This window comes from Stenotrophomonas sp. Sm6012, assembly GCF_030985895.1.
GTDB classification, from domain to species: domain Bacteria; phylum Pseudomonadota; class Gammaproteobacteria; order Xanthomonadales; family Xanthomonadaceae; genus Stenotrophomonas; species Stenotrophomonas forensis.
In genome coordinates this window covers 20,208-40,925 of the sequence record NZ_JAPTFX010000010.1, presented here as the reverse complement: position 1 = coordinate 40,925, position 20,718 = coordinate 20,208, and the positions used below count along the sequence as shown (strand labels likewise).

General features: G+C 67.1%; 19 protein-coding genes. 9 read left to right on the top strand and 10 right to left on the bottom strand.

The features are described 5' to 3' along the window. Position 1 precedes the first annotated feature (1 nt). Genes O0J73_RS03595 through O0J73_RS03585 form a run of 3 tightly spaced genes read right to left on the bottom strand, consistent with a single transcriptional unit; the run spans position 2 to position 2,685 of the window. On the bottom strand, positions 2-673 hold the full coding sequence (locus O0J73_RS03595; protein ID WP_006474966.1) for a VOC family protein: 672 nt from the start codon (positions 671-673) through the stop codon (positions 2-4). Positions 674-731: 58 nt separating this feature from the next. Beyond that, complete coding sequence (locus tag O0J73_RS03590; protein WP_308308024.1) at positions 732-1,844, bottom strand: alpha/beta fold hydrolase; 1,113 nt, start codon at positions 1,842-1,844, stop codon at positions 732-734. Positions 1,845-1,857: 13 nt separating this feature from the next. Further along, complete coding sequence (locus O0J73_RS03585) at positions 1,858-2,685, bottom strand: AraC family transcriptional regulator (RefSeq protein ID WP_308308023.1); 828 nt, start codon at positions 2,683-2,685, stop codon at positions 1,858-1,860. Positions 2,686-2,886: 201 nt separating this feature from the next. Between O0J73_RS03585 and O0J73_RS03580 the strand changes: the two genes are divergently transcribed. Both O0J73_RS03580 and O0J73_RS03575 read left to right on the top strand, forming a co-directional pair. Further along, positions 2,887-5,289 carry a TonB-dependent receptor gene (locus O0J73_RS03580; RefSeq protein WP_308308022.1) on the top strand — a complete coding sequence of 801 codons (2,403 nt, stop codon included), beginning with the start codon at positions 2,887-2,889 and terminating at the stop codon, positions 5,287-5,289. Then, positions 5,289-6,590 carry an aminotransferase class V-fold PLP-dependent enzyme gene (locus O0J73_RS03575; protein WP_308308021.1) on the top strand — a complete coding sequence of 434 codons (1,302 nt, stop codon included), beginning with the start codon at positions 5,289-5,291 and terminating at the stop codon, positions 6,588-6,590. Before O0J73_RS03580 ends, O0J73_RS03575 begins: the two co-directional genes overlap by 1 nt. A gap of 67 nt (positions 6,591-6,657) precedes the next feature. Here the strand turns inward: O0J73_RS03575 and O0J73_RS03570 are convergent, their stop codons facing one another. The 4 genes from O0J73_RS03570 to O0J73_RS03555 are packed head-to-tail and all read right to left on the bottom strand — an operon-like array spanning position 6,658 to position 10,530. Continuing rightward, positions 6,658-8,172 carry a PLP-dependent aminotransferase family protein gene (locus tag O0J73_RS03570; RefSeq protein ID WP_308308020.1) on the bottom strand — a complete coding sequence of 505 codons (1,515 nt, stop codon included), beginning with the start codon at positions 8,170-8,172 and terminating at the stop codon, positions 6,658-6,660. A 9-nt stretch (positions 8,173-8,181) separates the two neighbouring features. Next, a complete protein-coding gene (locus tag O0J73_RS03565) occupies positions 8,182-8,781 on the bottom strand; it encodes a DUF6436 domain-containing protein (protein WP_006474882.1) in 600 nt (199 codons plus the stop codon). Further along, positions 8,781-9,059: a hypothetical protein gene (locus tag O0J73_RS03560; RefSeq protein ID WP_308308019.1), complete on the bottom strand. Its 279-nt coding sequence runs from the start codon at positions 9,057-9,059 to the stop codon at positions 8,781-8,783. Before O0J73_RS03560 ends, O0J73_RS03565 begins: the two co-directional genes overlap by 1 nt. A gap of 55 nt (positions 9,060-9,114) precedes the next feature. Further along, on the bottom strand, positions 9,115-10,530 hold the full coding sequence (locus O0J73_RS03555) for a PLP-dependent aminotransferase family protein (RefSeq protein ID WP_308308018.1): 1,416 nt from the start codon (positions 10,528-10,530) through the stop codon (positions 9,115-9,117). 183 nt (positions 10,531-10,713) lie between these two features. Here O0J73_RS03555 and cyoA point away from each other — a divergent pair, with 183 nt between their 5' ends. From cyoA to O0J73_RS03530, 5 genes are read left to right on the top strand one after another with little or no spacing between them, the layout of a single operon-like run. Further along, complete coding sequence (gene cyoA, locus O0J73_RS03550; protein WP_006474878.1) at positions 10,714-11,619, top strand: ubiquinol oxidase subunit II; 906 nt, start codon at positions 10,714-10,716, stop codon at positions 11,617-11,619. 5 nt (positions 11,620-11,624) lie between these two features. Next, positions 11,625-13,601 (top strand): cytochrome o ubiquinol oxidase subunit I, encoded by a 1,977-nt coding sequence (cyoB, locus tag O0J73_RS03545; RefSeq protein ID WP_006474876.1) that lies wholly within the window; start codon positions 11,625-11,627, stop codon positions 13,599-13,601. Next, a complete protein-coding gene (gene cyoC / locus O0J73_RS03540) occupies positions 13,598-14,233 on the top strand; it encodes a cytochrome o ubiquinol oxidase subunit III (protein ID WP_006474875.1) in 636 nt (211 codons plus the stop codon). The genes cyoB and cyoC overlap by 4 nt, the downstream gene beginning before the upstream one ends. Before the next feature lies 1 nt (position 14,234). Further along, positions 14,235-14,567, top strand: a complete 333-nt coding sequence (gene cyoD / locus O0J73_RS03535) for a cytochrome o ubiquinol oxidase subunit IV (protein ID WP_308308017.1) — start codon at positions 14,235-14,237, stop codon at positions 14,565-14,567. Between the two features lie 11 nt (positions 14,568-14,578). Then, a complete protein-coding gene (locus tag O0J73_RS03530) occupies positions 14,579-15,259 on the top strand; it encodes an SCO family protein (RefSeq protein WP_308308016.1) in 681 nt (226 codons plus the stop codon). Between the two features lie 87 nt (positions 15,260-15,346). Here O0J73_RS03530 and O0J73_RS03525 read toward each other — a convergent pair whose 3' ends face one another. Then, a complete protein-coding gene (locus O0J73_RS03525) occupies positions 15,347-15,943 on the bottom strand; it encodes a DNA breaking-rejoining protein (RefSeq protein ID WP_197564245.1) in 597 nt (198 codons plus the stop codon). Further along, entirely contained in the window at positions 15,943-17,709 is a 1,767-nt protein-coding gene (locus O0J73_RS03520) for a S8 family serine peptidase (protein WP_006474820.1), read from the bottom strand. The genes O0J73_RS03525 and O0J73_RS03520 overlap by 1 nt, the downstream gene beginning before the upstream one ends. Before the next feature lie 344 nt (positions 17,710-18,053). Between O0J73_RS03520 and O0J73_RS03515 the strand changes: the two genes are divergently transcribed. Both O0J73_RS03515 and O0J73_RS03510 read left to right on the top strand, forming a co-directional pair. Beyond that, on the top strand, positions 18,054-18,494 hold the full coding sequence (locus O0J73_RS03515) for a DUF2231 domain-containing protein (protein ID WP_049456483.1): 441 nt from the start codon (positions 18,054-18,056) through the stop codon (positions 18,492-18,494). After that, complete coding sequence (locus O0J73_RS03510; RefSeq protein ID WP_308308015.1) at positions 18,487-19,797, top strand: sorbosone dehydrogenase family protein; 1,311 nt, start codon at positions 18,487-18,489, stop codon at positions 19,795-19,797. Before O0J73_RS03515 ends, O0J73_RS03510 begins: the two co-directional genes overlap by 8 nt. Positions 19,798-19,937: 140 nt before the next feature. Here the strand turns inward: O0J73_RS03510 and O0J73_RS03505 are convergent, their stop codons facing one another. Next, complete coding sequence (locus O0J73_RS03505) at positions 19,938-20,600, bottom strand: exopolysaccharide biosynthesis protein (protein ID WP_049421123.1); 663 nt, start codon at positions 20,598-20,600, stop codon at positions 19,938-19,940. Positions 20,601-20,718 lie beyond the last annotated feature (118 nt).

The window sequence follows — 20,718 nt, the reverse complement described above, 5'->3', positions numbered from 1 at the left end:
TTCAGGCAGCCTGCACCCGCCACCCTAGCGAAGCGTCTTCCACAACACCCGCGCCGCCCACATCGCCGACCTGCAGCTGCAGGCCCTGGGCGTTGGGCAGATCCTTCTGCTCGGGGAACCAGCGGCGATCGGCCGCCACCACGATCAGCAGGCCCTCGTCGTCGCCCATCGGCGCGAACTGCGGCGATGGCGGGCTGATCGGCTGCAGGCCGAACCGCTGGCTGGCCTGCTCGCGCACGCTGTCGACATCGTGGCTGGGCAGGCCAACTTCGCTGAGGCAGGTCAGCTCGCCGCCGTGGAAAGCACCTTGGCGCGTGCTGTCCGGCAGGCGGCGGCGCCCGATCAGTTCCAGGATCAGGCCATCGGGACCGGTGAAGTACACCGACTGCGATTGCCAGCTGCTTTCCAGCGCGAAGTAGTCCAGCCCCGCTGGATTGCGCTGCAAGGGGGTGCGCCCGCGCAGCCAGGCCATCGCCTCGCCGAAGCGGTTGTCCGGCACGTTGAAGGCCAGGTGCACGCCGCCGACCGGGTGATCAGCGGCGGGCTGCAGTTCGATCGTGCTCCAGCCGACGTGCACGTGGTTGCCGACCACGCGCTGCTGCAGCACGTCGTGGAAGTACGCGGCGACGGTGGCCACGTCGGACACCGGCAGGGTCAGGTGGAGCAGGCGCATGATCGATCCTCCGTGGAGCGCATGCGCCGAGTTTAATCCTGCGGGGATTGCGCACGCGTCACCGTAGATGCAACGGTTCGTTATCGTGCGGCTCACGCAGCGCAGCGTCGAAGAACCCCGTCGCTGCATCCACCGTCCGCCGGTGGGTTCCCGCCCTTGACGCCGCAGCGGTGCACAGGTCCGGTAGCCGCTGCACGCCGGCAGCCGTACAGGTGGACAGGAAATCGTAGTGGCCGACACCCGCCAGGCGCAGCAACCTCGCACCCGGAATCAATGCCTGCGCAACTTCGCCATTGCTCGTCGGCGGGGCAACCTTGTCAGCATCGCCCAGCACGATCGACACCGGCAGCTGCAACGAGGACAGCTGCCCGGGCGCGAACGCCTGCACGATCGCGGGTGCCAGCAGGAACACCGCGCGCACGCCGGGAAGGGCGCGCGCGTCGTCAGAGTGGGAGATCCAGGGTGCCAGTGCAGGGGAGGCCGCGGCGGCCCGGCGCGCTTCCATGGTGTGCGTGGCGGCCTCCTGCTGGGGCCGGCAGACGCCGTCATCCGGATGTGCACGGCAGAACGCCAGCAACCGCTGCAGGTCGGGTCGTGCACCGGCGGCCAGCAGCGCGGTGTAGCCACCGGCCGAGAATCCGACCACGCCCAAGCGGCTGTGATCGACGTGTGCGCCGAGCACCGGATCGGCCTGTACCGCCGCCAGCGCGGCGCGCAGATCATCCGCGCGCAGCCAGCTGAGCACGCTGCCAGGCAGGGTCATCGCGTCTGCGCCGTTGTTGCCGGGATGATCGACCGCGATTACCAGATACCCGGCGCGCGCCAGCGCCGTGCCCAGCCAGCCCATCATGCGCGCGCTGCCGCCATTTCCATGCGAGAGCAGCAGGGTGGGCAGACGCTTGCCTGCGACCGGTGCATCCAGCGCTGCACGTCCGACGTCGAACAGGGGTGCATCGGGTGGGCCGATGGTCAGCGCGGTTTCGCGGCTGCCGGCCTGCGCCGGATACCAGACCGTGTAGCGCAGCGCGTCGCGGTGCTGCACATCGCGCACCGCGGCGCTGTCCACCGTCGTGGTGCCGTTGCGTTCGCCGGCCAACCCGGTTTCGTCGGCGGCGGCGATGGTCGCCACGCCCATCAGGATCGTTGCCAGCACAGTGGCCTTCATGCGCATCTTCAACTCCATGTCAGCGAGGGCGTTGGTCCACCGGCAACCAGATTTCCACGCCACCATGGCCGGTGTGCTCATCGAAGCGGGCGTCGTAGCGTTCCAGGTCCGGCGCATCGGCCAGGCTCAGGCCCGAGTGGGGAAGGTAGTGGTCCAGCAGCCAGAACCAGGTGGAGCGGATACTGGAGATGTGCCCGCCGTGCCAGGCCACCAGATAGCGACGCGCCGGTACCGCCACGCGTTGCCAGTGTGCGGGCACAGTCGAGAGCGCGCTGGCCGGCAGTGCCGCGATGTAGTCGAAGCCGCCGTCGTCATCGCTGTTGCAGCATACGCCGAAGCTGATCGGCGCCGGCGCTGGCCATTCGCGGTTGAGCTGCGCCCACTGCCCGGGAATCGCACCGCTGCTGTCACGGGTGTGGCGCATGCCGATGCCAGCGACCTGGAAGGCGGGCGTGTCGAGCAGGCGCGGGGCTTCCGTGCAGGCGGCCGGCGCTTCATCCACGCGTATTGCCTGCACCAGTGCCAATCCAGCGATGCCGTTCTCGCGTACCCGCTCCGGCGTCTGCCCGAACTGTTCGCAGAAGGCGCGGGTGAACGCGGCATGGGTGGTGTAGCCCGCCGCCAGTGCCACCGGCAGGATGTCACCCGCACCCTCGGCCAGTCGCTGCGCGGCGGCGCTCAGGCGCCGTCCCCGCAGGTAGCGCACCACCGAGGTGCCGGTGCGGGCCTGGAACAGGCGTGACAGGTGGAACGGCGAAAGCCCGGCCGCCGCTGCGATATCGGCCAGGGCCAGTGGTGAATCCGCGTGGGTTTCGATGTACCACAATGCCTTGCCTGCCGCGCTCATCCCGCCGTTCCCAGAAGCCGATGCCGGGCACAGTAGCGGATCGGGCGGCGCGGCGTTTAGCAGTTCTTGCGCTCCAGCGGCATCAAGCTGTCGTACTGACGTCATGGCTCCTTCACAGATCGCGCCGAGACTGCGCGCCTTGTCCAGCCCTGTTGTGCCTGCGCAGGTGCTGGCCCTGTCGTGCCTTTCCGGAGCCCTGCCGTGCATCGTTCGAAGCTTTCGCGTTCCATCCTCCTTGCCCTTTCCATGGCCAGCGCAGGAGGCGCGATCGCAGCGGAGGCCGATGCGGTCGATGCCACCGCGGGCAGCCGCGCGGCGCCCACCCAGCTCGATGCGATGCTGGTCACCGGCACCCGCGCCTCCAACCGCACCCAGTTCGAAACGCTGGCGCCGGTGGATGTGTTCACCAACGAAGACATCAAGTCGGTTGAATCCACCGACCTGAAGGACGTGCTGGCCCAGCTGGTACCGTCGTTCGTGGTGCAGCGCCTGCCGATGGCCGACGGCCAGGTGTTCGTGCGCCCGGCCACCCTGCGTGGGCTGTCGCCGGACCAGACGCTGGTGCTGGTCAACGGCCGCCGATTCCATCGCAGCGCGTTGCTGGGCAACCGCGGTGCGCAGGCGGCCGATCTGGCGCAGATTCCGACCAGTGCGATCAAGCGCATCGAAGTGCTGCGCGATGGTGCGTCGGCGCAGTACGGCTCGGACGCCATCGCCGGCGTCATCAACATCATTCTCGAGGATGGCCCCGGTACCGAGATCACCGCCGGCTATTCGCAGTATGCGCAGGGCGACGGTGCCTCGCGCGACTTCAGTGCGCGCACCGGCTGGTCACTGGGTGACTACGGCAGCCTGGTGCTGTTCGCCGAATCGTCCAATTCCGATGCCACCTCGCGCACCCGCCAGCGCCCGGATGCCATCGCCTTCCAGGCTGCACATCCGGACCTGGAGGTGCCGAACCCGGTGCAGCGCTGGGGCCAGCCGGACCTTGAAAGCCGCCGCGTCGGCTTCAACGTGAAGGGCAACGCCAGCGACACGCTGGAGCTCTATGCCTTCGGCCTGTACAGCCACAGCGATGGCGTCAGCGATTTCAACTGGCGCAACCCCGATACCACCACCGGCGCCTACCGTACGACCACGATCTTCCCCGGCTGGAACCTGCGCTCGATCTATCCGGTGGGCTTCAGCCCGCAGTACGGCAACACGCAGAACGACCTGCAGCTGGTGGGTGGCCTGCGTGGCGAGATCACGCCCAAGCTGCGTTGGGATGTCAGCGCGTCGTATGGCCGCAACGCCATCGACTACAGCCTGAAGAACTCGATCAACGCCTCGCTCGGCCCGGCCAGCCCGACCGCGTTCGATCTCGGCCGCCTGACCCAGACCGAGAAGAACGCCAACGCCGACTTCAACTACGAGTGGGACGTGGCCGCGCTGGCCAAGCCGATCAACGTCGCCTTCGGTGGCGAGTTCCGCCAGGAGACCTACCAGGTGCGCGCCGGTGACCCCGCCTCGTATGCGGTGGGTCCGGGCGCAGCCGCGGGCCTGGAAGCCAATTCCAACGGCGCACCGGGCTTCTCGGCCAGCCAGGCCGGGCAGTGGAGCCAGCGCAGCAAGGCCGCCTATCTGGATATGGAGGTGCCGCTGGGCGAGCGCTGGAGCATCGGCGCGGCCAGTCGCTATGAAGGCTTCTCCAGCTTCGGCAGTACGCTGGACGGCAAGCTCTCGGCGCGCTTTGCGATCACCCCGGACGTGGCCCTGCGCGGTACCGTGTCCACCGGCTTCCGTGCACCGACGCCGGCGCAGCTCAACACCACCAGCACCACGCAGGGCCTGGACACGCGCACGCTGCAGATCTTCACCAGCGGTCGCCTGTCGCCGAATGATCCGCTGGCCCAGCTGCTCGGTGCCAAGCCGCTCAAGCCGGAAGAATCGCGTACCGCGTCGCTGGGCCTGACCTGGCGCACCGACCTGGGCCTGTCCGGCTCGGTGGATGTGTACCAGATCAAGCTCACCGACCGCTTCAGCCAGTCGGCCAGCTTCGCCATTCCGGCCGGCACGCCCAACCCGCTGGGCTACACCTCGGTGAACTACTTCACCAACGACTTCGACACCACCACCACCGGCGTGGACGTGGTCGGCAACTACCTGCGTGACCTCGGCGCGGGCCGCATGACGCTGACCCTGGCCTACAACTACAACCGCACCCGCGTGGACAATGGCAGCACTTCGGTGGCCACCAACGAGACCCAGCGCGTGCTGTTCGAAGACCGCCTGCCCGAGCACAAGGGCAGCCTGACCGGCAGCTGGGACATCGGCGCGTGGTCGCTGATGGCGCGCATGCGCTACTACGGCGCCTGGACCGACTCCAGCGGAAATGCAGCGGGCGACATCTACCAGCGTTTCGGCGCGATGAGCTTCCTCGACCTGGCCGTGGGCTATCGCATCAACGAACACCACAGCCTGCGCGTGGGTGCCGACAACGTGTTCGACCGCTATCCGGATGAGGCCACCTTCCAGGCCAGCCGTGGCCTGGTCTACTCGCGCAACGCGCCGTACGACACCGATGGTGCCAACCTGTACGCACAGTACCGGTTGAGCTTCTGATGGACCGCACCCGTCGTTCCCTGCTGCGCGCCGGCACCTTGCTGCCGGCCGCCGCTGTACTGCCTTCACTGCCTGCGCAGGCGGCCGCGCGCTACGCTGGCCCGATGCAGATACCCGCGAAGACCGTGGCACCGGAAAAGCTGGCCCACGATGAAACCTACTGGTCCGCGGTGGCCAGCCACTTCGACATCACCGACGAGGTGAACCACCTCGAGAACGGCTACTGGGGCGCGATGGGGCGCGAGACGCTGGCCAGCTACCAGCGCCACACAGCCGAGGTGAACCATGGCAACGCGTGGTATGGCCGCCGTGAGTTCCCGGCGCAGTACATGGCGGTGCAGCGGCAGGTGGCCGAACTGCTGGGCGTGGCGGACGATGAGATTGCGCTGACCCGCGGTGCCACCGAGGCGATGCTGGCCCTGATCGGCGGCTACAACCGCCTGCAGCCCGGCGAGCAGGTGCTGTACGCCGACATCGACTACGACAGCATGATCGGCGCGATGCGCTGGCTGCAGCAGCGCCGCGGCGTGCAGGTGGAGCGCATCGTACTGCCGGCGGTGCCGGACCACGCGCAGATCCTGCAGGCCTACGAGGCCGCGTTCGCGGGCCTGCCGCGGCTGAAGCTGGTGCTGCTGACCCAGGTCAGTCATCGCCACGGGCTGGTGCTGCCGGTGGCGGAAATCGCCGAGCGTGCGCGGGCTCGGGGCATCGATGTGATCGTCGATGCGGCGCACGGCTTCGGCCAGATTGACTACGCGGTGCCGGACCTGAAAGCCGACTTCGTCGGCATCAACCTGCACAAATGGATCGGTGCGCCGGTCGGCGTCGGCGCGATGTACGTGCGCAAGGGCCGCGTGGCGGATCTGGACCCGTACATGGGCGAGACCGACGATGGCCGCGTGGGCAGCCGGGTGCACACCGGCACGGTCAACTTCGCTGCCTACCTGGCACTGCCGGAAGCGATCGCATTGCACCAGCGCATCGGTGCGGCCAACAAGCAGGCGCGCCTGCGCTACCTGCGCGAGCGCTGGACGGCGCCGGCACGGCAGATGGCACATATCGAAGTGCTGTCCTCGCCGGACCCGGGGCTGGCCAGTGCGCTGGCCAGCTTCCGCCTGCGCGGGCGCACCAGCACGGCCGACAACATCGCGCTGCAGAAGCGCCTGCTGGATGAGCATCGGGTGTTCACCACGCACCGCGACGGCCTCGATTCCGGTGCATGCGTACGGGTGACGCCGTCAGTGTTCACCCGGCCGGAGCAGATGGATGCATTGGTGCAAGCGCTCTCCGCCCTGGCCTGACCCTGCTTTGGTGGGTGCCAACCTTGGTTGGCACATTCCGTCGGCGCATGGCGTGGATGTTCCCCACCTACCGCTCGATCGCCGGCAACGCATCCGACAACAACAACCGGTCAATCCGCCGCAGCGCACTTTCCAGTTGCCGGCGGTCCGCCGCCAGCCCCAGCGACAGCCGCACGCCGTTCTGGTGCAGCACCCCGGGCGGGCAGAACGCCGATGACGGCGCAATGGCCAGCCCCTGCAGCTGCGCGGTGCGCACCAAGGTGGCATCGGTCCACGGCGCCGGCACGCGGCACCAGGCATGCAGGCCCTCGGCGCGCTGCAGCAGCGACGGCGCCAGCAGATAGCGCGCCATGCGCACGCGCTCACGCGCCTCGCTGCGCACCTGTGCCAGCAACGATTGCGCCGAGCCATCCAGCAACAACTGGCTGGCCAGCGCCGACACCAGCGGATGACCCATCAAGCGGGTCGCCCGCAGCGCGGCCGTCATCGACTCCGCATGCGCCGCATCCGGGCATTGCACGAACGCGGTTCGCAGGCCGGGGCTGATCACCTTCGACAGTGTGGCCACGTAGAACACGTGGCGCGGCGCCAGGGTTGCCAGTGGTGTCGGCGCGTCCTCGGCCAGGTGCCAGTACGGATCGTCTTCGATCGCCAGCAGGCCTTCGCGTTCCAGTATGCGCGCCAGCGCTTCGCGCCGCTGCGGCGGCAGGGTGAATGCAGTCGGGTTCTGGCAGGTGGGATTGAGATAGACCAGCCGCGCGCCGCTTTCGCGTGCCTGCCGGGTCAGTGCCTCGGGGCACATGCCGTGTTCGTCGCTGTTCACCGGCAGCAGGCGCCGGCCCAGTGCGGCCGCTGCCTGCAGCAGCCCCGGGTAGACCAGCGTGTCGCACAGGATCGCATCGCCATCGCGGCTCTGGCTGAGCAGGATCGCCGCCAGCGCGACCTGGGCGCCTTCGGTCAGCAGCAGGCAGCTGTCGTCCACGGTGCCCAGCATTGGCCGCAGCCAGCGCGCCGCGGCATGGCGATCGGTCGGGTTGCCGCCGCCCAGGTGGTAGGTCATCAGGTTCGGCGCGTTGCTGCGCGCAAGTACGGCGGCGGCGCCACGGCGCAGCGTCTCGGCCAGCGCATCGGCATCGGGCACCGGCGGAACGTTCATGCTCAGGTCCACCACCTGCTCGAAGCCGGCCTTGGGCGGTGCGATGAAACTGCCCTGCGGACCACGCGCCTCGATCAGGCCGCGCTTGCGTGCTTCATCGAAGGCACGGGTGACCGTGGTCAGGTCGACACCGAGCTGCAGCGCCAACGCGCGCTGCGAAGGCAGGCGTTGCCCTGGTGCAAGGCCGCCGCGACGCACCGTGCGTTCCAGCGAATTGACGATGCGCAGGTAGATCGGCCCAGTGTGCGCGAGCACGTCCTGCACCCATTCGCGCGCTGCGACATCCGGTCGCGGCATGTAGGGGGCATGTCGGGGCGTATCGTTGCTTCCAACGGCGGGAGCCTGTCCATAACCATCGGTCGGTTCGGACAGGTGACCGCCGTTGTTGTTTACGGCGGTCGCGCCGGCCAGCCTCGGTGAAGTCATTGCGCGTCCTCAGCGCTTGGCCTGCCACGGGCAGTAGCAGCCCACGGCAAGCAGTCCTTTCGGGCGCACGGTCTCGCCGCGTACCAGTCTGTCCAGCAGTGGTTCGACGAAGCTGTTGGCCGAGTTGCAGACCATGCCGATGCTGTACGGGCCGGCGTACGCCAGATGGCCGTGCCGGTCCCAGATCGCCACCGCAGGGCTGGCCGGGATGTGTTCGATGCCATCGATGGTCGGCAGGTGGATCACCTTGCTGCGTAGTGGCTCGGGCAGCTCGCCGTGGGTACCCGGGCGGCGGATCGCATAGAAGTCGATGCCGGCGCGGCGGTACATGCTGATCAGGTAACTCAGGTGTGCGCCGGTTTCGCGGTTGCACACGCCGCACGCCGGGTCCCAGAAATGCACCACGCGGATACGGCCGGTGTCACCGGCCAGATCGGCGGGCAGGCGCAGCTGCGAGTCGTCGAAGACGATGGCCTGTTCGGTGAAGGTGGATTGCGCGCTGTACCCGAAGTACTGCCACAACGCCGCCGCCACGCCGGCCATGAACAGGCAGGCGAGGGCGATCATCATCGGCAGCAGCCAGCGGCGGCGCGGCGCGGCTGCGCCCATCAGGACGCGTCTCCGCCAAACTTGTGCACGTACTGCTTGCGCATCTCGCGGCAGGAGTCGGCCTGCGCGCGGCGCTGGATCTCGCTACGCGCCGGATCCTCGCTGCGCTGCACGCACTGCTCGATGGCGTGGCGCTCGGCGGCCTGCACATCCAGCGTCTGCGGCTGCAGGCAGACCCAGGCCAGCGCGGCCAGCATCAGCACCACAAAGCCACCGCACCCGGCCATCACCAAGTGGAACTTCAGTTTCTCGGCGCGCATCGACGCTCGTCCCTTCATCCATACATTGCATACAAAATATCATCTTGTATGGATAGCGCGCCATGCGCACGGTTCAGACGATGGCGCTGTGCCGCGCTTCGGGGGCTTCGGACAGGATCTCGTTCAGCTTGGCCAGCGCCCCGGCCAGCGCGCCCTGGTCGACCGCGCCGCCCAACGACAGGCGGATCGCGTTGCCCGGTGGCGGTTCCTCCACGCTGAAGGCACCGGAGCTGGCGATGCCCAGGCCTTGTTCCTGCGCGGCCTGGATCAGCCGGTACTGGTCCAGCCGTGGCGGCAGCGGCAACCAGACATGCAGGCCGGCCGGATGGGCACGGGCACGCGACGGCAGGTACTGCGCGGCAATCGCCTGGCGTTCGCGCAGTTCCTGCTGGAAGCGCTGCACCATGTCCTGGGCCTGGCCGCTGCGGATCCACTGCGAGGCCACGGCCACCATTGACTGGGTCGGCATCAGCGCGATCGCGCGCAGCGCATCCAGCACCGGCTCCATCGGCTCGCCGGCCGGCACCACCAGATAGGCGGTGCGCAGGCCCGGCGCCAGGCACTTGGACAGGGTGGAGATGTAGTAGACCGGGCAGCCGGCGTCGCGATGGGCGGCCAGCGGCGGCGCGGCGTCCCCGGCCAGCAACCAGTAGGGATCGTCTTCGATCACGGTCAGATCGTGGCGCTTCGCGACCGCCAGCAGCGCCTGCCGGCGCTGTGCCGACATCGTCGCCGTGGTCGGGTTCTGGATGGTCGGCACCAGGTACAGCAGGCGCGGGCGGCGCAGCTGGCAGGCTTCTTCCAGCGCGTCCGGCAGCATGCCTTCGGCATCCATCGCCACTGGCAGCACGCCCCGCTGCAGCACGCGCGCGGCGGCCAGCAGGCCGGGGTAGGTCAGCTGCTCGGCGGCGATCAGCTCGCCCGGCTGGGTACGGGCCAGGATCAATGCGCACAGTGCGGTCTGCGCACCGGGGCAGATCACCACCTGGTCGGCCCCCACGGTGCCCAGCATCGGTGCCAGCCACTGCACGGCGGCGGCGCGGTCCTCGCGGGTGCCGGCACCGACGTGGTAACTCATCAGCTCGCCCTGGCCCAGCTGCTGGCCCACGTGCTGGAAGCCCGCCTCCATGCCCTGTGCAAACGGCGCGCTGCCCAGCAGCGGCGGGATGTTCATGCTCAGGTCGACCGAGGTGCTGCGGTTGCCGGCCGACAGTGCAATGAAGGTGCCGCCGGCGCCCTGCGCATCGAGCAGGCCGGCCTGGCGCAGCTCGGCAAAGGCGCGGGTGACGGTGGTCAGGTCCACGCCCACCTGTTGGGCCAGGTCGCGCTGCGGCGGCAGGCGGTCGCCCGGGCGCAACACGCCGTCGTCCACCGCCTCGCGCACCTGCTGGGCAATCTGCAGGTACAGCGGGCCGGCGCCCTCGCGGAAGGGGCGAACCCAGGTGCGGTTGGGGTGTTTCAGGCGGCGGCCGGCGGCAGGAGGCGTCATCGGTCAGATTTTTCCATACGTGCAGATGCACAAGTCCATACAATAATGTATCTTGTATGGGCTTGATTGGAGTGGATCGCCTTTTTGTAGGTGACCTCGTACCCACAGTGTAGCCGCTCCACGCCCGGGCGCTGCGCGCAGGCGAGCCGGTCAAGTGCGCTTCTTCAACAGGGTTGACCTCCAATGAATATCTGCTGGAACCGCATCCGCCTGGCGCTGGTCGCCCTGGCCTGCGTCGGCCTGTCGGGCTGTGACTGGGTGCTGCTGGATTCGAAGGGCATGGTCGGGCTCGCCCAGCGCGACCTGATCCTGATCTGCATCGGCCTGATGCTGATCGTGGTGATACCGGCCATCGTGCTGACCTTCGTATTCGCGTGGCGCTTCCGCGCCGGCAACACCAAGGCGAAATACACGCCGGACTGGTCGCACTCCACCAAGGTGGAGATCGTGGTCTGGGGCGTGCCGCTGGTCATCATCGCGGTATTGGCGGTGATCGTCTGGCAGTCCACCCACGAACTGGACCCGTACAAGCCGCTGGACGTGGCTGGCGAACCGCTGCACGTGGACGTGATCGCCACCGACTGGAAGTGGGTGTTCGTATACCCGGACCTGGGCATCGCCACGGTCAACCAGCTCAACTTCCCGGCCAACCGCCCGCTGGCGTTCAACATCACCTCCAACTCGACGATGAACACCTTCTTCATCCCGCAGCTGGGTGGGCAGATCTATGCGATGGCCGGCATGCGCACGCAGCTGCACCTGATCGCCAACGAGCCGGGCCAGTTCCGCGGCATGTCCGGCAACTACAGCGGGCATGGCTTCTCGAACATGAAGTTCATCGCCACCGCCAGCAGCAACGAAGACTTCGAGCGCTGGGTGGCCGAGGTGCGCAGCGCGCCGCAGGCACTGGATTTCAATCAGTTCAAGGCGCTGGCCGCACCAACCAAGAACGCACCGGTACAGCACTTCTCCAGTGTCGAGCCGCTGCTGTTCAAGAAGGTCATCGACCAGTTCATCGGCGTGGGTGAGAACACCGCTGCCGCCACCCCGGCGGGCGTTGCCGGTGGTGCCCAGGTTTCCCAGGAGTAACGAACATGTTGGGTAAATTGACGTGGGAGGCCGTGCCGCTGCACGAGCCGATCGTGGTGGTCACATTGGCGGCCATGGTGCTGGGTGGCCTCGCGCTGCTCGGCGCGGTGACGTACTTCAAGCTGTGGGGCCCGCTGTGGCGTGACTGGTTCACCACCGTGGACCACAAGAAGATCGGCATCATGTACGTGGTGGTGGCGCTGGTCATGCTGGTGCGTGGCTTTGCCGATGCGCTGATGATGCGCGCGCAGCTGGCCGCGGCCGGCCCGGGCAGTGACGGCTTCCTGCCACCGGAACACTACGACCAGATCTTCACCGCGCACGGCGTGATCATGATCTTCTTCGTGGCCACCCCGTTCGTGGTCGGCCTGATGAACATCATCGTGCCGCTGCAGATCGGCGCGCGCGACATGGCGTTTCCGTTCCTCAACGCCTTCAGCTTCTGGATCTTCGTGGTCGGCGCCGCGCTGATGATGATCTCGCTGGGCGTTGGCGAATTCGCCATGACCGGCTGGGTGGCCTATCCGCCGCTGTCGGGTATCGAGTTCAGTCCAGGGGTGGGTGTCGATTACTACATCTGGGCGTTGCAGGCTTCGGGCATCGGCACATTGCTGACCGGCGTCAACCTGTTCATCACCATCCTGCGCATGCGTGCGCCGGGCATGACCCTGATGAAGATGCCGGTGTTCACCTGGACGGTGCTGGTCACCAGCGTGATCATCATCGCCGCCTTCCCGATCCTCACCGTGGCGCTGGGCGCGCTCACCCTGGACCGCTACCTGGACTTCAACTTCTACACCAACACGTTGGGTGGCAACCCGATGATGTACGTGAACCTGGTGTGGGCCTGGGGCCATCCGGAGGTGTACATCCTGGTGCTGCCGGCGTTCGGCATCTTCTCTGAAGTCACCGCCACGTTCGCGCGCAAGAAGCTGTTCGGCTACAAGTCGATGGTGGGCGCCACGCTGGCGATCGGCATCCTCTCGTTCATCGTCTGGCTGCACCACTTCTTCACCATGGGCTCCGGTGCCAGCGTCAATGCCTTCTTCGGCATCATGACGATGATCATCGCCATTCCTACCGGCGTGAAGATCTTCACCTGGCTGTTCACCATGTACGGTGGCCGCGTCGAGTTCAGCGTGCCGATGCTGTGGACCATCGCGTTCCTGGTCACCTTCACCATCGGTGGCATGACCGGCGTGCTGCTGGCCATTCCGGGTGCGGACTTCCTGCTGCACAACAGCCTGTTCCTGGTCGCGCACTTCCACAACACCATCATCGGCGGCGCGCTGTTCGGCTACCTGGCCGGCTTTGCCTACTGGTTCCCGAAGGTGTTCGGCTTCACCCTCAACGAGCGCCTGGGCAAGTGGTCGTTCGCCTGCTGGGTGATCGGCTTCTACCTGGCCTTCATGCCGCTGTACATGCTCGGCTTCATGGGCATGACCCGGCGCATGAACCAGTACGACAACCCGGCCTGGACGCCGTACCTGATTGCTGCCTTCATCGGTGCGCTGTTCGTGTTCGCCGGCATCATCCTGATGCTGGTGCAGATCTACGTGAGCGTGCGCGACCGCAAGCGCAACCTGGACCTGACCGGCGACCCGTGGAATGCACGCACGCTGGAATGGGCCACGCCGTCGCCGCCGCCGTTCTACAACTTCGCCGTGGTGCCCAAGGCCGATGAGCTGGACGCCTTCCACGAAGCGAAGAAGCGCGGCCTGCCGCCGCCGCCGAAGAAGTACGCGCCGATCCACATGCCGAAGAACACCGGCGTGCCGCTGATCCTCAACATCTGGATCCTGGTGCTGTGCTTCGCCCTGGTCTGGCACATCTGGTGGATGGCCGCCGCCAGCTTCATCGCCATGATCGTGACCCTGATCGTGCGGTCCTACGACGAGGACGTGGACTACTACGTCAGTTCCGAAGAGGTGGCGCGCACCGAAGCGGCCAACCTGGCCAAGCTCAAGGAGGTACGCGCATGAACCTGTTGACCCGCCCGGAGCTGGCCAGCGATACGCAGGCGCACCAGGACCACCACGCACACGACCATGGCCACGAGCAGGGCGGCATGAAAGTGTTCGGCATGTGGGTCTACCTCATGTCCGACCTGGTGCTGTTCGGTTCGCTGTTCGCCTCGTACGCGGTGCTCAGCACCGCCTACGCCGGCGGCCCCACCGGCAAGGAGCTGTTCTCGCTGCCGTTCGTGATGGCCGAGACCTTCCTGCTGCTGGTCTCCAGCATCACCTACGGCCAGGCCGTGCTGGCAATGCACCGCCATGACGCTTCGGCAGTGCTGCGCTGGCTGGGTGTGACCTTCGTGCTCGGCGCCTCGTTCATCGGCATGGAGATCTACGAGTTCTCGCACCTGATCCACGAAGGCGCGGGCCCCAGCACCAGCGCCTACCTGTCAGCGTTCTTCGCGTTGGTGGCCACCCATGGCCTGCACGTGGCCAGTGGCCTGATCTGGATGGCGGTGGTGATGCACCAGGTCTACCGCCGTGGCCTGACCCCCACCAACATCACCCGTGTCTCGTGCCTGAGCCTGTTCTGGCACTTCCTGGACCTGGTGTGGATCTGCGTCTTCACCTTCGTCTACCTGATCGGAGCCTTCTGACATGGCCCACGTCGAAACCTCGCGCGCCGGCAATGCGCATGGCTCCACCAAGTCCTACTTGATCGGCTTCGTGCTGTGCGCGCTGCTGACCGTGGTGCCGTTCGCACTGGTGATGAACCCGGTGCTGTCACGGCCGCTCACGCTGTTCCTGCTGGTCGGCTTCGCGGTGACGCAGATCCTGGTGCAGCTGGTCTTTTTCCTGCACATGGACCGCAAGTCCGAAGGCGGCTGGAACCTGGCCAGCTTCGTGTTCACCCTGGTGATCCTGTTCATCGTCGTCGCACTGTCGGTCTGGATCATCTGGAGCATGCACTACCACATGATGATCAACTGAGCCTGCGCACCGTGAAAGGCATTGCGTTCCCCCATCGTGGCCTGCGGCTGGCCGCAGGCCTGCTGCTCGGCCTGCTGGCCGGCTGCAGCGCGCAGTCGCGCATGGACTTCTACGCGAAGGACATCGCCTGCGAAGAGCTCGGCCAGCACTGGTCGATGCCCGACAGCCACGGCACCGTGCGTGGCCCGGCGGATCTGCAGGGGCAGGTGACCTACCTGTTCTTCGGCTTCACCAGCTGCCCGGATGTGTGCCCGACCACGATGGTCGAGCTGAGCCAGGTCAAGCACCTGATGGGCAAGGATGCCGACCAGCTGCAGGTGGTGTTCGTCAGCGTCGATCCGGCACGTGATACGCCCGAGGTCGCCCGCACCTACGTGGAAGCGTTCGACCCCAAGGCAATCGCGCTGGTCGGCAACGAAGCGCAGCTGGCCGCAATGGCCAGCGACTTCAAGGCGTTCTATGAAAAGGAACCCGGCCCGATCCCGCAGACCTACACGATGAGCCACATTGCCGGTGGCTACGTGTTCGATCGCCAGGGCCGGCTGCGGCTGTTCGCCCCGTATGGCATGCCGGTGGACAAGCTGTTCTCCGACGTGCAGCGCCTGCTGCTCGAGCCCGCGCACCCGGCGGCCGGCAGCGACCCGCTGGCCAGCTGCAGCCTGTCCCACAACGGCGCCCTCGCCGCTCGCTGACGCGGGTGGGTGCCAACCTTGGTTGGCACACCCCTGATCCCCCGGCCGGCCAGGAGAGCCAACCGGCCGGGGGCACCACTCAACGCCTTACTTGGTCTCTTCCCACTGCACCACGTCCGGTTCGGCCGCACGGATGCCGGCGGTGGACAACAGCTTGGTGGTCGCATCCAGTGCCGCGTTCACCGATGGGTACTCGACGATCGCCCGGCCCGCGGCCTTGGACACCTTCACCACGGTGCCACCGGTTGCGGTGGCCGCGCGCTGCGCCGAGGCCGCGTCGGTGAAGAACACCTTGACCCGCGAGGTCGCCACCACCGGTGCGCCGTCGCTGGAGACGGCGGCAGCGAACTTGCTGGCGCCAGCATCCACGCGCGCTGCGGCGCCGGCACCGCTGGCATCGGTGGAACGCTTGCTGCGCGTGCTGGTGGCCGCCGCCCCGGCATCAGCCGCGGGAGTGATCTTGAACTGGCCGCCGCTGGCGGGCTGCACGGTTGCTGACGGTGCCAGCTGGAATCGCGAACCGCCTACATCGAACGAACGGCCGGTAGCCGCCGCCTTCAACGCCTGTGCATCCACGGTCGACAGGGTCCTCGTGGCAGGGGCCTGGCCGGAACTCTGGGCCCAGGCAGTGGTGGTCATCGCCGCAAGGGCGAGGCTGCTCAACAGAATGGTCTTCTTCATCATCAGTGCCCCAGAACGCGGATCTTGAAGGATTCGAGGTTGCCACGCGATGCAGCGTTCGCGGCCTGCCCCAGGTCGGTCACTTCCAGCGTCCAGGTGCCCGTGGCGTTCTCATCCAGGAAGGCATTGCTGGACAGCAGGTCCCAGTTGGTGAAGTTGCGCTGCACGCCGCCGGTGCCCGAGCCGATCGCGGTGAACGCCGGCTGCACCACGCTGCGGGTGCCACTGGGCGAGACCAGCACGAACTGCAGCTGGCGGGTGTTGCTGTGGTTGACCCGGAAGCCCAGCTGCACGCTCTCGATGTTGCGTGCACCGTTGGCCACCTGGAAGGTCAGGCGTGCTGCGGCCGTTGGCGTGTTGCCGATGGCCACGGTGCGCGTAGTGGTGCGCCAGCCGCTGTCGACCAGTGCGCCCAGCGACTGGAAGTTCTCCGCCACCTGCACCGCGCGTGCGGCATTGACTACACCGAAGCCGTACCAGTTGCTGTACGCGCGACCAGCGGCGTTCACCGTCCAGCCCGGTACCAGCACGCGGCCGTCAGCCAGCGTCACCGCTGCCCGGTTCGGGTCGTTGCGGGTGGCGGTGGTGGCCAGGATGTACTTCACATCGCGGTAGGACAGGTTCGGATTGGCTTCCAGCACCAGCGCCGCGACACCCGAGACCATCGGCGTGGCGGCCGAGGTGCCGTTCATCTTGCCGGTGTAGTTGCAGGTGCGGTCGATGGCGGACTGCGCGCCGTCCAGGGTGTTGCGCAGGCTGGAGTTCTTGTTGCTGCCCTGCAGGCAGCCGGTGACGTCGGTGGTGAGGATGGCCGGATCGTAGCGGATCGCCAGCTGCCCGGGCACGACCTGCCGCTGCCAGCCGTTCTCGCCGCCGAAGCCGGACACCCACAGTGCCGAGCCGGTGGACGAGTACGAGGAGCGCACACCATCGGCACGCACCGCGCCCACGGTGATCACAGTGAACAGGTTGTTGCGCGGGTCACGGCCAGCCGGAACGCAGCCGGTGTTGCGGTTCTTGGTGTCAGCCGAGCAGATATCGCTGCCGTCCGGCCGATAACCGTTGTCGTGGTTGTTGCCGGCCGCTTTCACATAGATGCCGCCGCGACCGCCGCGGGTGCCGGACATCGCCTGCTCATAGGAAGCGATTTCGTTCTGGCTGTAGGCCGGCGGCAGGTTCGGATTGCCGGGAATGGAGCCCCAGCTGTTGTTGAACACCTGCACGTCGGCCACTTCGGCACCGTCCCACCAGGAATACTCGATGTTGGACGTTGAATTGCCCTGCGCGTTGGACGCCAGGAAGTTGAAGCCCTTGAGGGTGGCCGCCGAGGCCACGCCGCGCACGCCCAGATTGTTGGCGCCCACCGCACCGGCGATGCCGCCGACCATCGTGCCGTGATTGTCGACGTCGGGATTGGACGGGGTGGGATTGTTGGAGCCGTTGGCGAAGTTCTTGCCCGCCACTGCCGCTACGTTGGCCGCCAGGTCCGGGTGGGCGATCTGCAGGCCATCATCGACGATGGCGATGGTGACGCCCTGGCCGCGGATGCCATTGCGGAACAGGCCATCCACGTTGAGATCGTTGCCGGCCACCGGCAGGGTATCGCCCAGCACCGCCTGCCCGGTGTTGAGCAGGTGCCACTGCCGTCCCGCCAGCGGATCGGCCTGCTGGGCCTGGGCGGTGGCCACCAGGCTGCCCAGCACCAGGGCAGTGGCAAGGGCCAGGCGCGCGGAGCGCGGTGGCGCGGAGCGTTGCGTGTGTCGCTTCATACACGAATCCTTCTGTTGTGAATCGGCATGGCAGACGGCGGGGCGGGACTGCCCCATCGCAACGAGCCAAACGCGACACAACGAAGAACCCCCTACCTCTTCACACAAGCAATATACGGATGTGCCAATTGCGTCACAAACACTTATGCCGTGGGGTAATGACGACGGTGTTGGCTCGCATCTGAGGGATGCCAACCTTGGCTGGCACTCGCATCCACGCATGGCGTGGATCTGCTGCCCGCATCCGGCAGATGCCAACCCTGGTTGGAACCTGCGTCATCGCGCGCCCTCACGTCCGCCTGTGCTACTACGGCCCGTGCACCCTTCCGTACCGGAGCACCCAGATGGTCAACCCCCTGGCCCAGGCCCATCGCGGCCTCGGCACCACGCTGTTCAGCCTGTTGAACCCGATACCGTTCGGCTTCTTCGTCGGCGCCCTGATCTTCGACGCGATCTACCTCAACAGCGCCGAGGTGATGTGGGGCAAGGCCGCGGCCTGGCTGATCACCTTCGGCCTGCTGATCGCCATCGTGCCGCGGCTGATCAACCTGTTCGCGGTCTGGCGCCGCAACGGCACGGCCACCCGCATCGACCGCATCGACTTCTTCCTCAACCTGGTGGCCGTGCTGCTGGCGATCTGGAACGCCTTCGTGCACAGCCGTGATGCCTATGCCGTTGCGGTACCGGGCACGATCCTGTCCGCGCTGACCGTGGCCCTGATCGCACTGGGCCTGATCCTGCTGTCATTGCAGCCGCCGGTGCTGCAGGGAGGCCGTCATGGCTAAGCACATCCTGCCCGCCGTGGCCGCCCTGGCACTGGCCGTCACCCTGTCGGCCTGTGCGGGAAAGGCCGAGTACCACCCCGCCGACCAGTCCGGTACGAAGCCGCCGCTGCCGGCGCCGAAGAACTTCCTGATGCCGCCAATGCAGGTGCCCAAGGGCGTCGGCTGGGCCGAAGGCCAGTCACCGGCGGTGGCCGACGGCCTGAAGATCGAGCGCATCGCTGCCAACCTGATGCACCCGCGGCGCCTGCTGACCCTGCCCAATGGCGACGTGCTGGTGGTGGAAGGCAACGGCCCCGGCGAAGAGCCGGTCACCACGCCCAAGCAGTGGATCGCCGGCAAGGTGAAGGCCCGTTCGGGCAAGGCCGGCAAGGGCGGCAACCGGGTCACCCTGCTGCGGCGTACGCCCGGCACCACCACCTGGACCCAGCATGTCTACATCGAAGGCCTGCATTCGCCGTTCGGCATCCAGCTGATCGGTGACACGCTGTACGTGGCCAACACCGGCAACATCATGCAGTACCACTACGTGCCGGGCGAAACCCGCATGTCCGACAAGGGCCGCGAGTTCACCGACCTGCCCAGCACCATCAACCACCACTGGACCAAGGAACTGCTGGCCAGCCGCGATGGCAGCAAGCTGTACGTGGGCGTGGGCTCCAACAGCAACATCACCGAGAACGGCCTGGCGGTCGAGTACCGCCGCGCGGTGGTGCTGGAAGTGGACGTGGCCACCCGTGGCAGCCGCATCTACGCGTCCGGCATCCGCAACCCGACCGGGCTGGACTGGGAGCCGAGCACCGGCAAGCTGTGGGCGGTGGCCAACGAGCGCGACGAGATCGGCGCCGACCTGGTACCGGATTACCTGACCTCGGTGAAGGAAGACGGCTTCTACGGCTGGCCCTACAGCTACTACGGCCAGCATGTGGATGAGCGCGTGCAACCGCAGCGGCCGGATCTGGTGGCCAAGGCGATCGTGCCCGACTACGCCATCGGCTCGCACGTGGCACCACTGGGGCTGCTGTTCTACACCGGGCAGGCGCTGCCGGCGCAGTACCACGGTGGCGCCTTCATCGGCGAGCACGGCAGCTGGGACCGCTCGCCGCTGAGCGGCTACGAAGTGGTGTACGTGCCGTTCAAGGACGGCAAGCCGACCGGTCGGCCGCAGACCGTGGTCAGTGGCTTCACCTCCAAGGACGAGAAGACGCTGATGGGCGCACCGGTGGGCATGGCGATGGATGCCGAGGGCGCGTTGCTGGTGGCCGACGACGTGGGTGATGTGGTGTGGCGGGTGTCCGCGAAATAGCTGTGTAGCGTCGAGCCATGCTCGACCGCTGTGGATCTGGCTTTTGTAGAGTCGAGCCATGCTCGACTGCTTTTGCAAGGAGCAGTCGAGCATGGCTCGACTCTACAAAAAGCCTGAATCAGCCGAGCATCGCCTCGGCGCTACACTTCCGACGGCGCCGCGCGCAACCCGCTGAACACCGACTCAGCGGCAAACCCCACGCCGCCCAGCAGCACACCGAAATACACCACCGTGGCCACCACGAAGCCGTAGCCCGCCGCCACCGCCGCGCCATCGCGCTGGATGAAGCCGATCGCAAAGGACATCAGCGCCAGCGCCGGCAGCGTGTTGCTGAAGGGAATCGGCCCGGCCGGCGCCATCAGCAGCAGGGTTGCGAACACCAGCATCAGGTTGTTCAACCGCATCATCTTCTTCGAGCGCACCATCACCGCCAGCCGCATCGGCCGCGACAACCGCTCCATGCGGTGCACCCACTTCAGCGCACGGCCGAGGTTGGCCTTCAGCTTGTCGGTGGCGATCTCGCGACGTGCCAGCTTCTGCGGCACCCACAGCGGGCGGTTGCGCACCCGGCTCAGGCCGATCAGCAGGATCGAGGCGCCAAACACCGTACTCAGCCCGGGAATCGACACCGGAATGATGAAGATGGCCGAGAGCAGGATCACGATCAGCAGCAGGCCCTCATCGCCCAGCGCACTGAGCAGGGTGCCGACGCTCACCTGGTCGCCGGGCAGCTCGTCGATCATCTGCTCGATCTGCTGGGCCAGCGGCGCGCTGTCGTTGGTTTCGGGGGCACGGTAGGTCATGCGTCGCAAGGTTCTCCAGGGAAGGGCGGTCAGCGGGCCGTCCTGCGGTGGGGGACGCACAGGGTCCTTCAGTATCCCGGCCAACGCCGGCAAAGAGGTGAACCGGGCATGAGGGGTT

Coding starts and splice junctions, on each gene's coding strand:
- O0J73_RS03595 (WP_006474966.1), bottom strand. CDS start 673: ATGCGCCTGCTCCACCTGACCCTGCCGGTGTCCGACGTGGCCACCGTC.
- O0J73_RS03590 (WP_308308024.1), bottom strand. CDS start 1,844: ATGCGCATGAAGGCCACTGTGCTGGCAACGATCCTGATGGGCGTGGCG.
- O0J73_RS03585 (WP_308308023.1), bottom strand. CDS start 2,685: ATGAGCGCGGCAGGCAAGGCATTGTGGTACATCGAAACCCACGCGGAT.
- O0J73_RS03575 (WP_308308021.1), top strand. CDS start 5,289: ATGGACCGCACCCGTCGTTCCCTGCTGCGCGCCGGCACCTTGCTGCCG.
- O0J73_RS03570 (WP_308308020.1), bottom strand. CDS start 8,172: ATGACTTCACCGAGGCTGGCCGGCGCGACCGCCGTAAACAACAACGGC.
- O0J73_RS03565 (WP_006474882.1), bottom strand. CDS start 8,781: ATGGGCGCAGCCGCGCCGCGCCGCCGCTGGCTGCTGCCGATGATGATC.
- O0J73_RS03560 (WP_308308019.1), bottom strand. CDS start 9,059: ATGAAGGGACGAGCGTCGATGCGCGCCGAGAAACTGAAGTTCCACTTG.
- O0J73_RS03555 (WP_308308018.1), bottom strand. CDS start 10,530: ATGACGCCTCCTGCCGCCGGCCGCCGCCTGAAACACCCCAACCGCACC.
- cyoA (WP_006474878.1), top strand. CDS start 10,714: ATGAATATCTGCTGGAACCGCATCCGCCTGGCGCTGGTCGCCCTGGCC.
- cyoB (WP_006474876.1), top strand. CDS start 11,625: ATGTTGGGTAAATTGACGTGGGAGGCCGTGCCGCTGCACGAGCCGATC.
- cyoC (WP_006474875.1), top strand. CDS start 13,598: ATGAACCTGTTGACCCGCCCGGAGCTGGCCAGCGATACGCAGGCGCAC.
- cyoD (WP_308308017.1), top strand. CDS start 14,235: ATGGCCCACGTCGAAACCTCGCGCGCCGGCAATGCGCATGGCTCCACC.
- O0J73_RS03525 (WP_197564245.1), bottom strand. CDS start 15,943: ATGATGAAGAAGACCATTCTGTTGAGCAGCCTCGCCCTTGCGGCGATG.
- O0J73_RS03520 (WP_006474820.1), bottom strand. CDS start 17,709: ATGAAGCGACACACGCAACGCTCCGCGCCACCGCGCTCCGCGCGCCTG.
- O0J73_RS03515 (WP_049456483.1), top strand. CDS start 18,054: ATGGTCAACCCCCTGGCCCAGGCCCATCGCGGCCTCGGCACCACGCTG.
- O0J73_RS03510 (WP_308308015.1), top strand. CDS start 18,487: ATGGCTAAGCACATCCTGCCCGCCGTGGCCGCCCTGGCACTGGCCGTC.
- O0J73_RS03505 (WP_049421123.1), bottom strand. CDS start 20,600: ATGACCTACCGTGCCCCCGAAACCAACGACAGCGCGCCGCTGGCCCAG.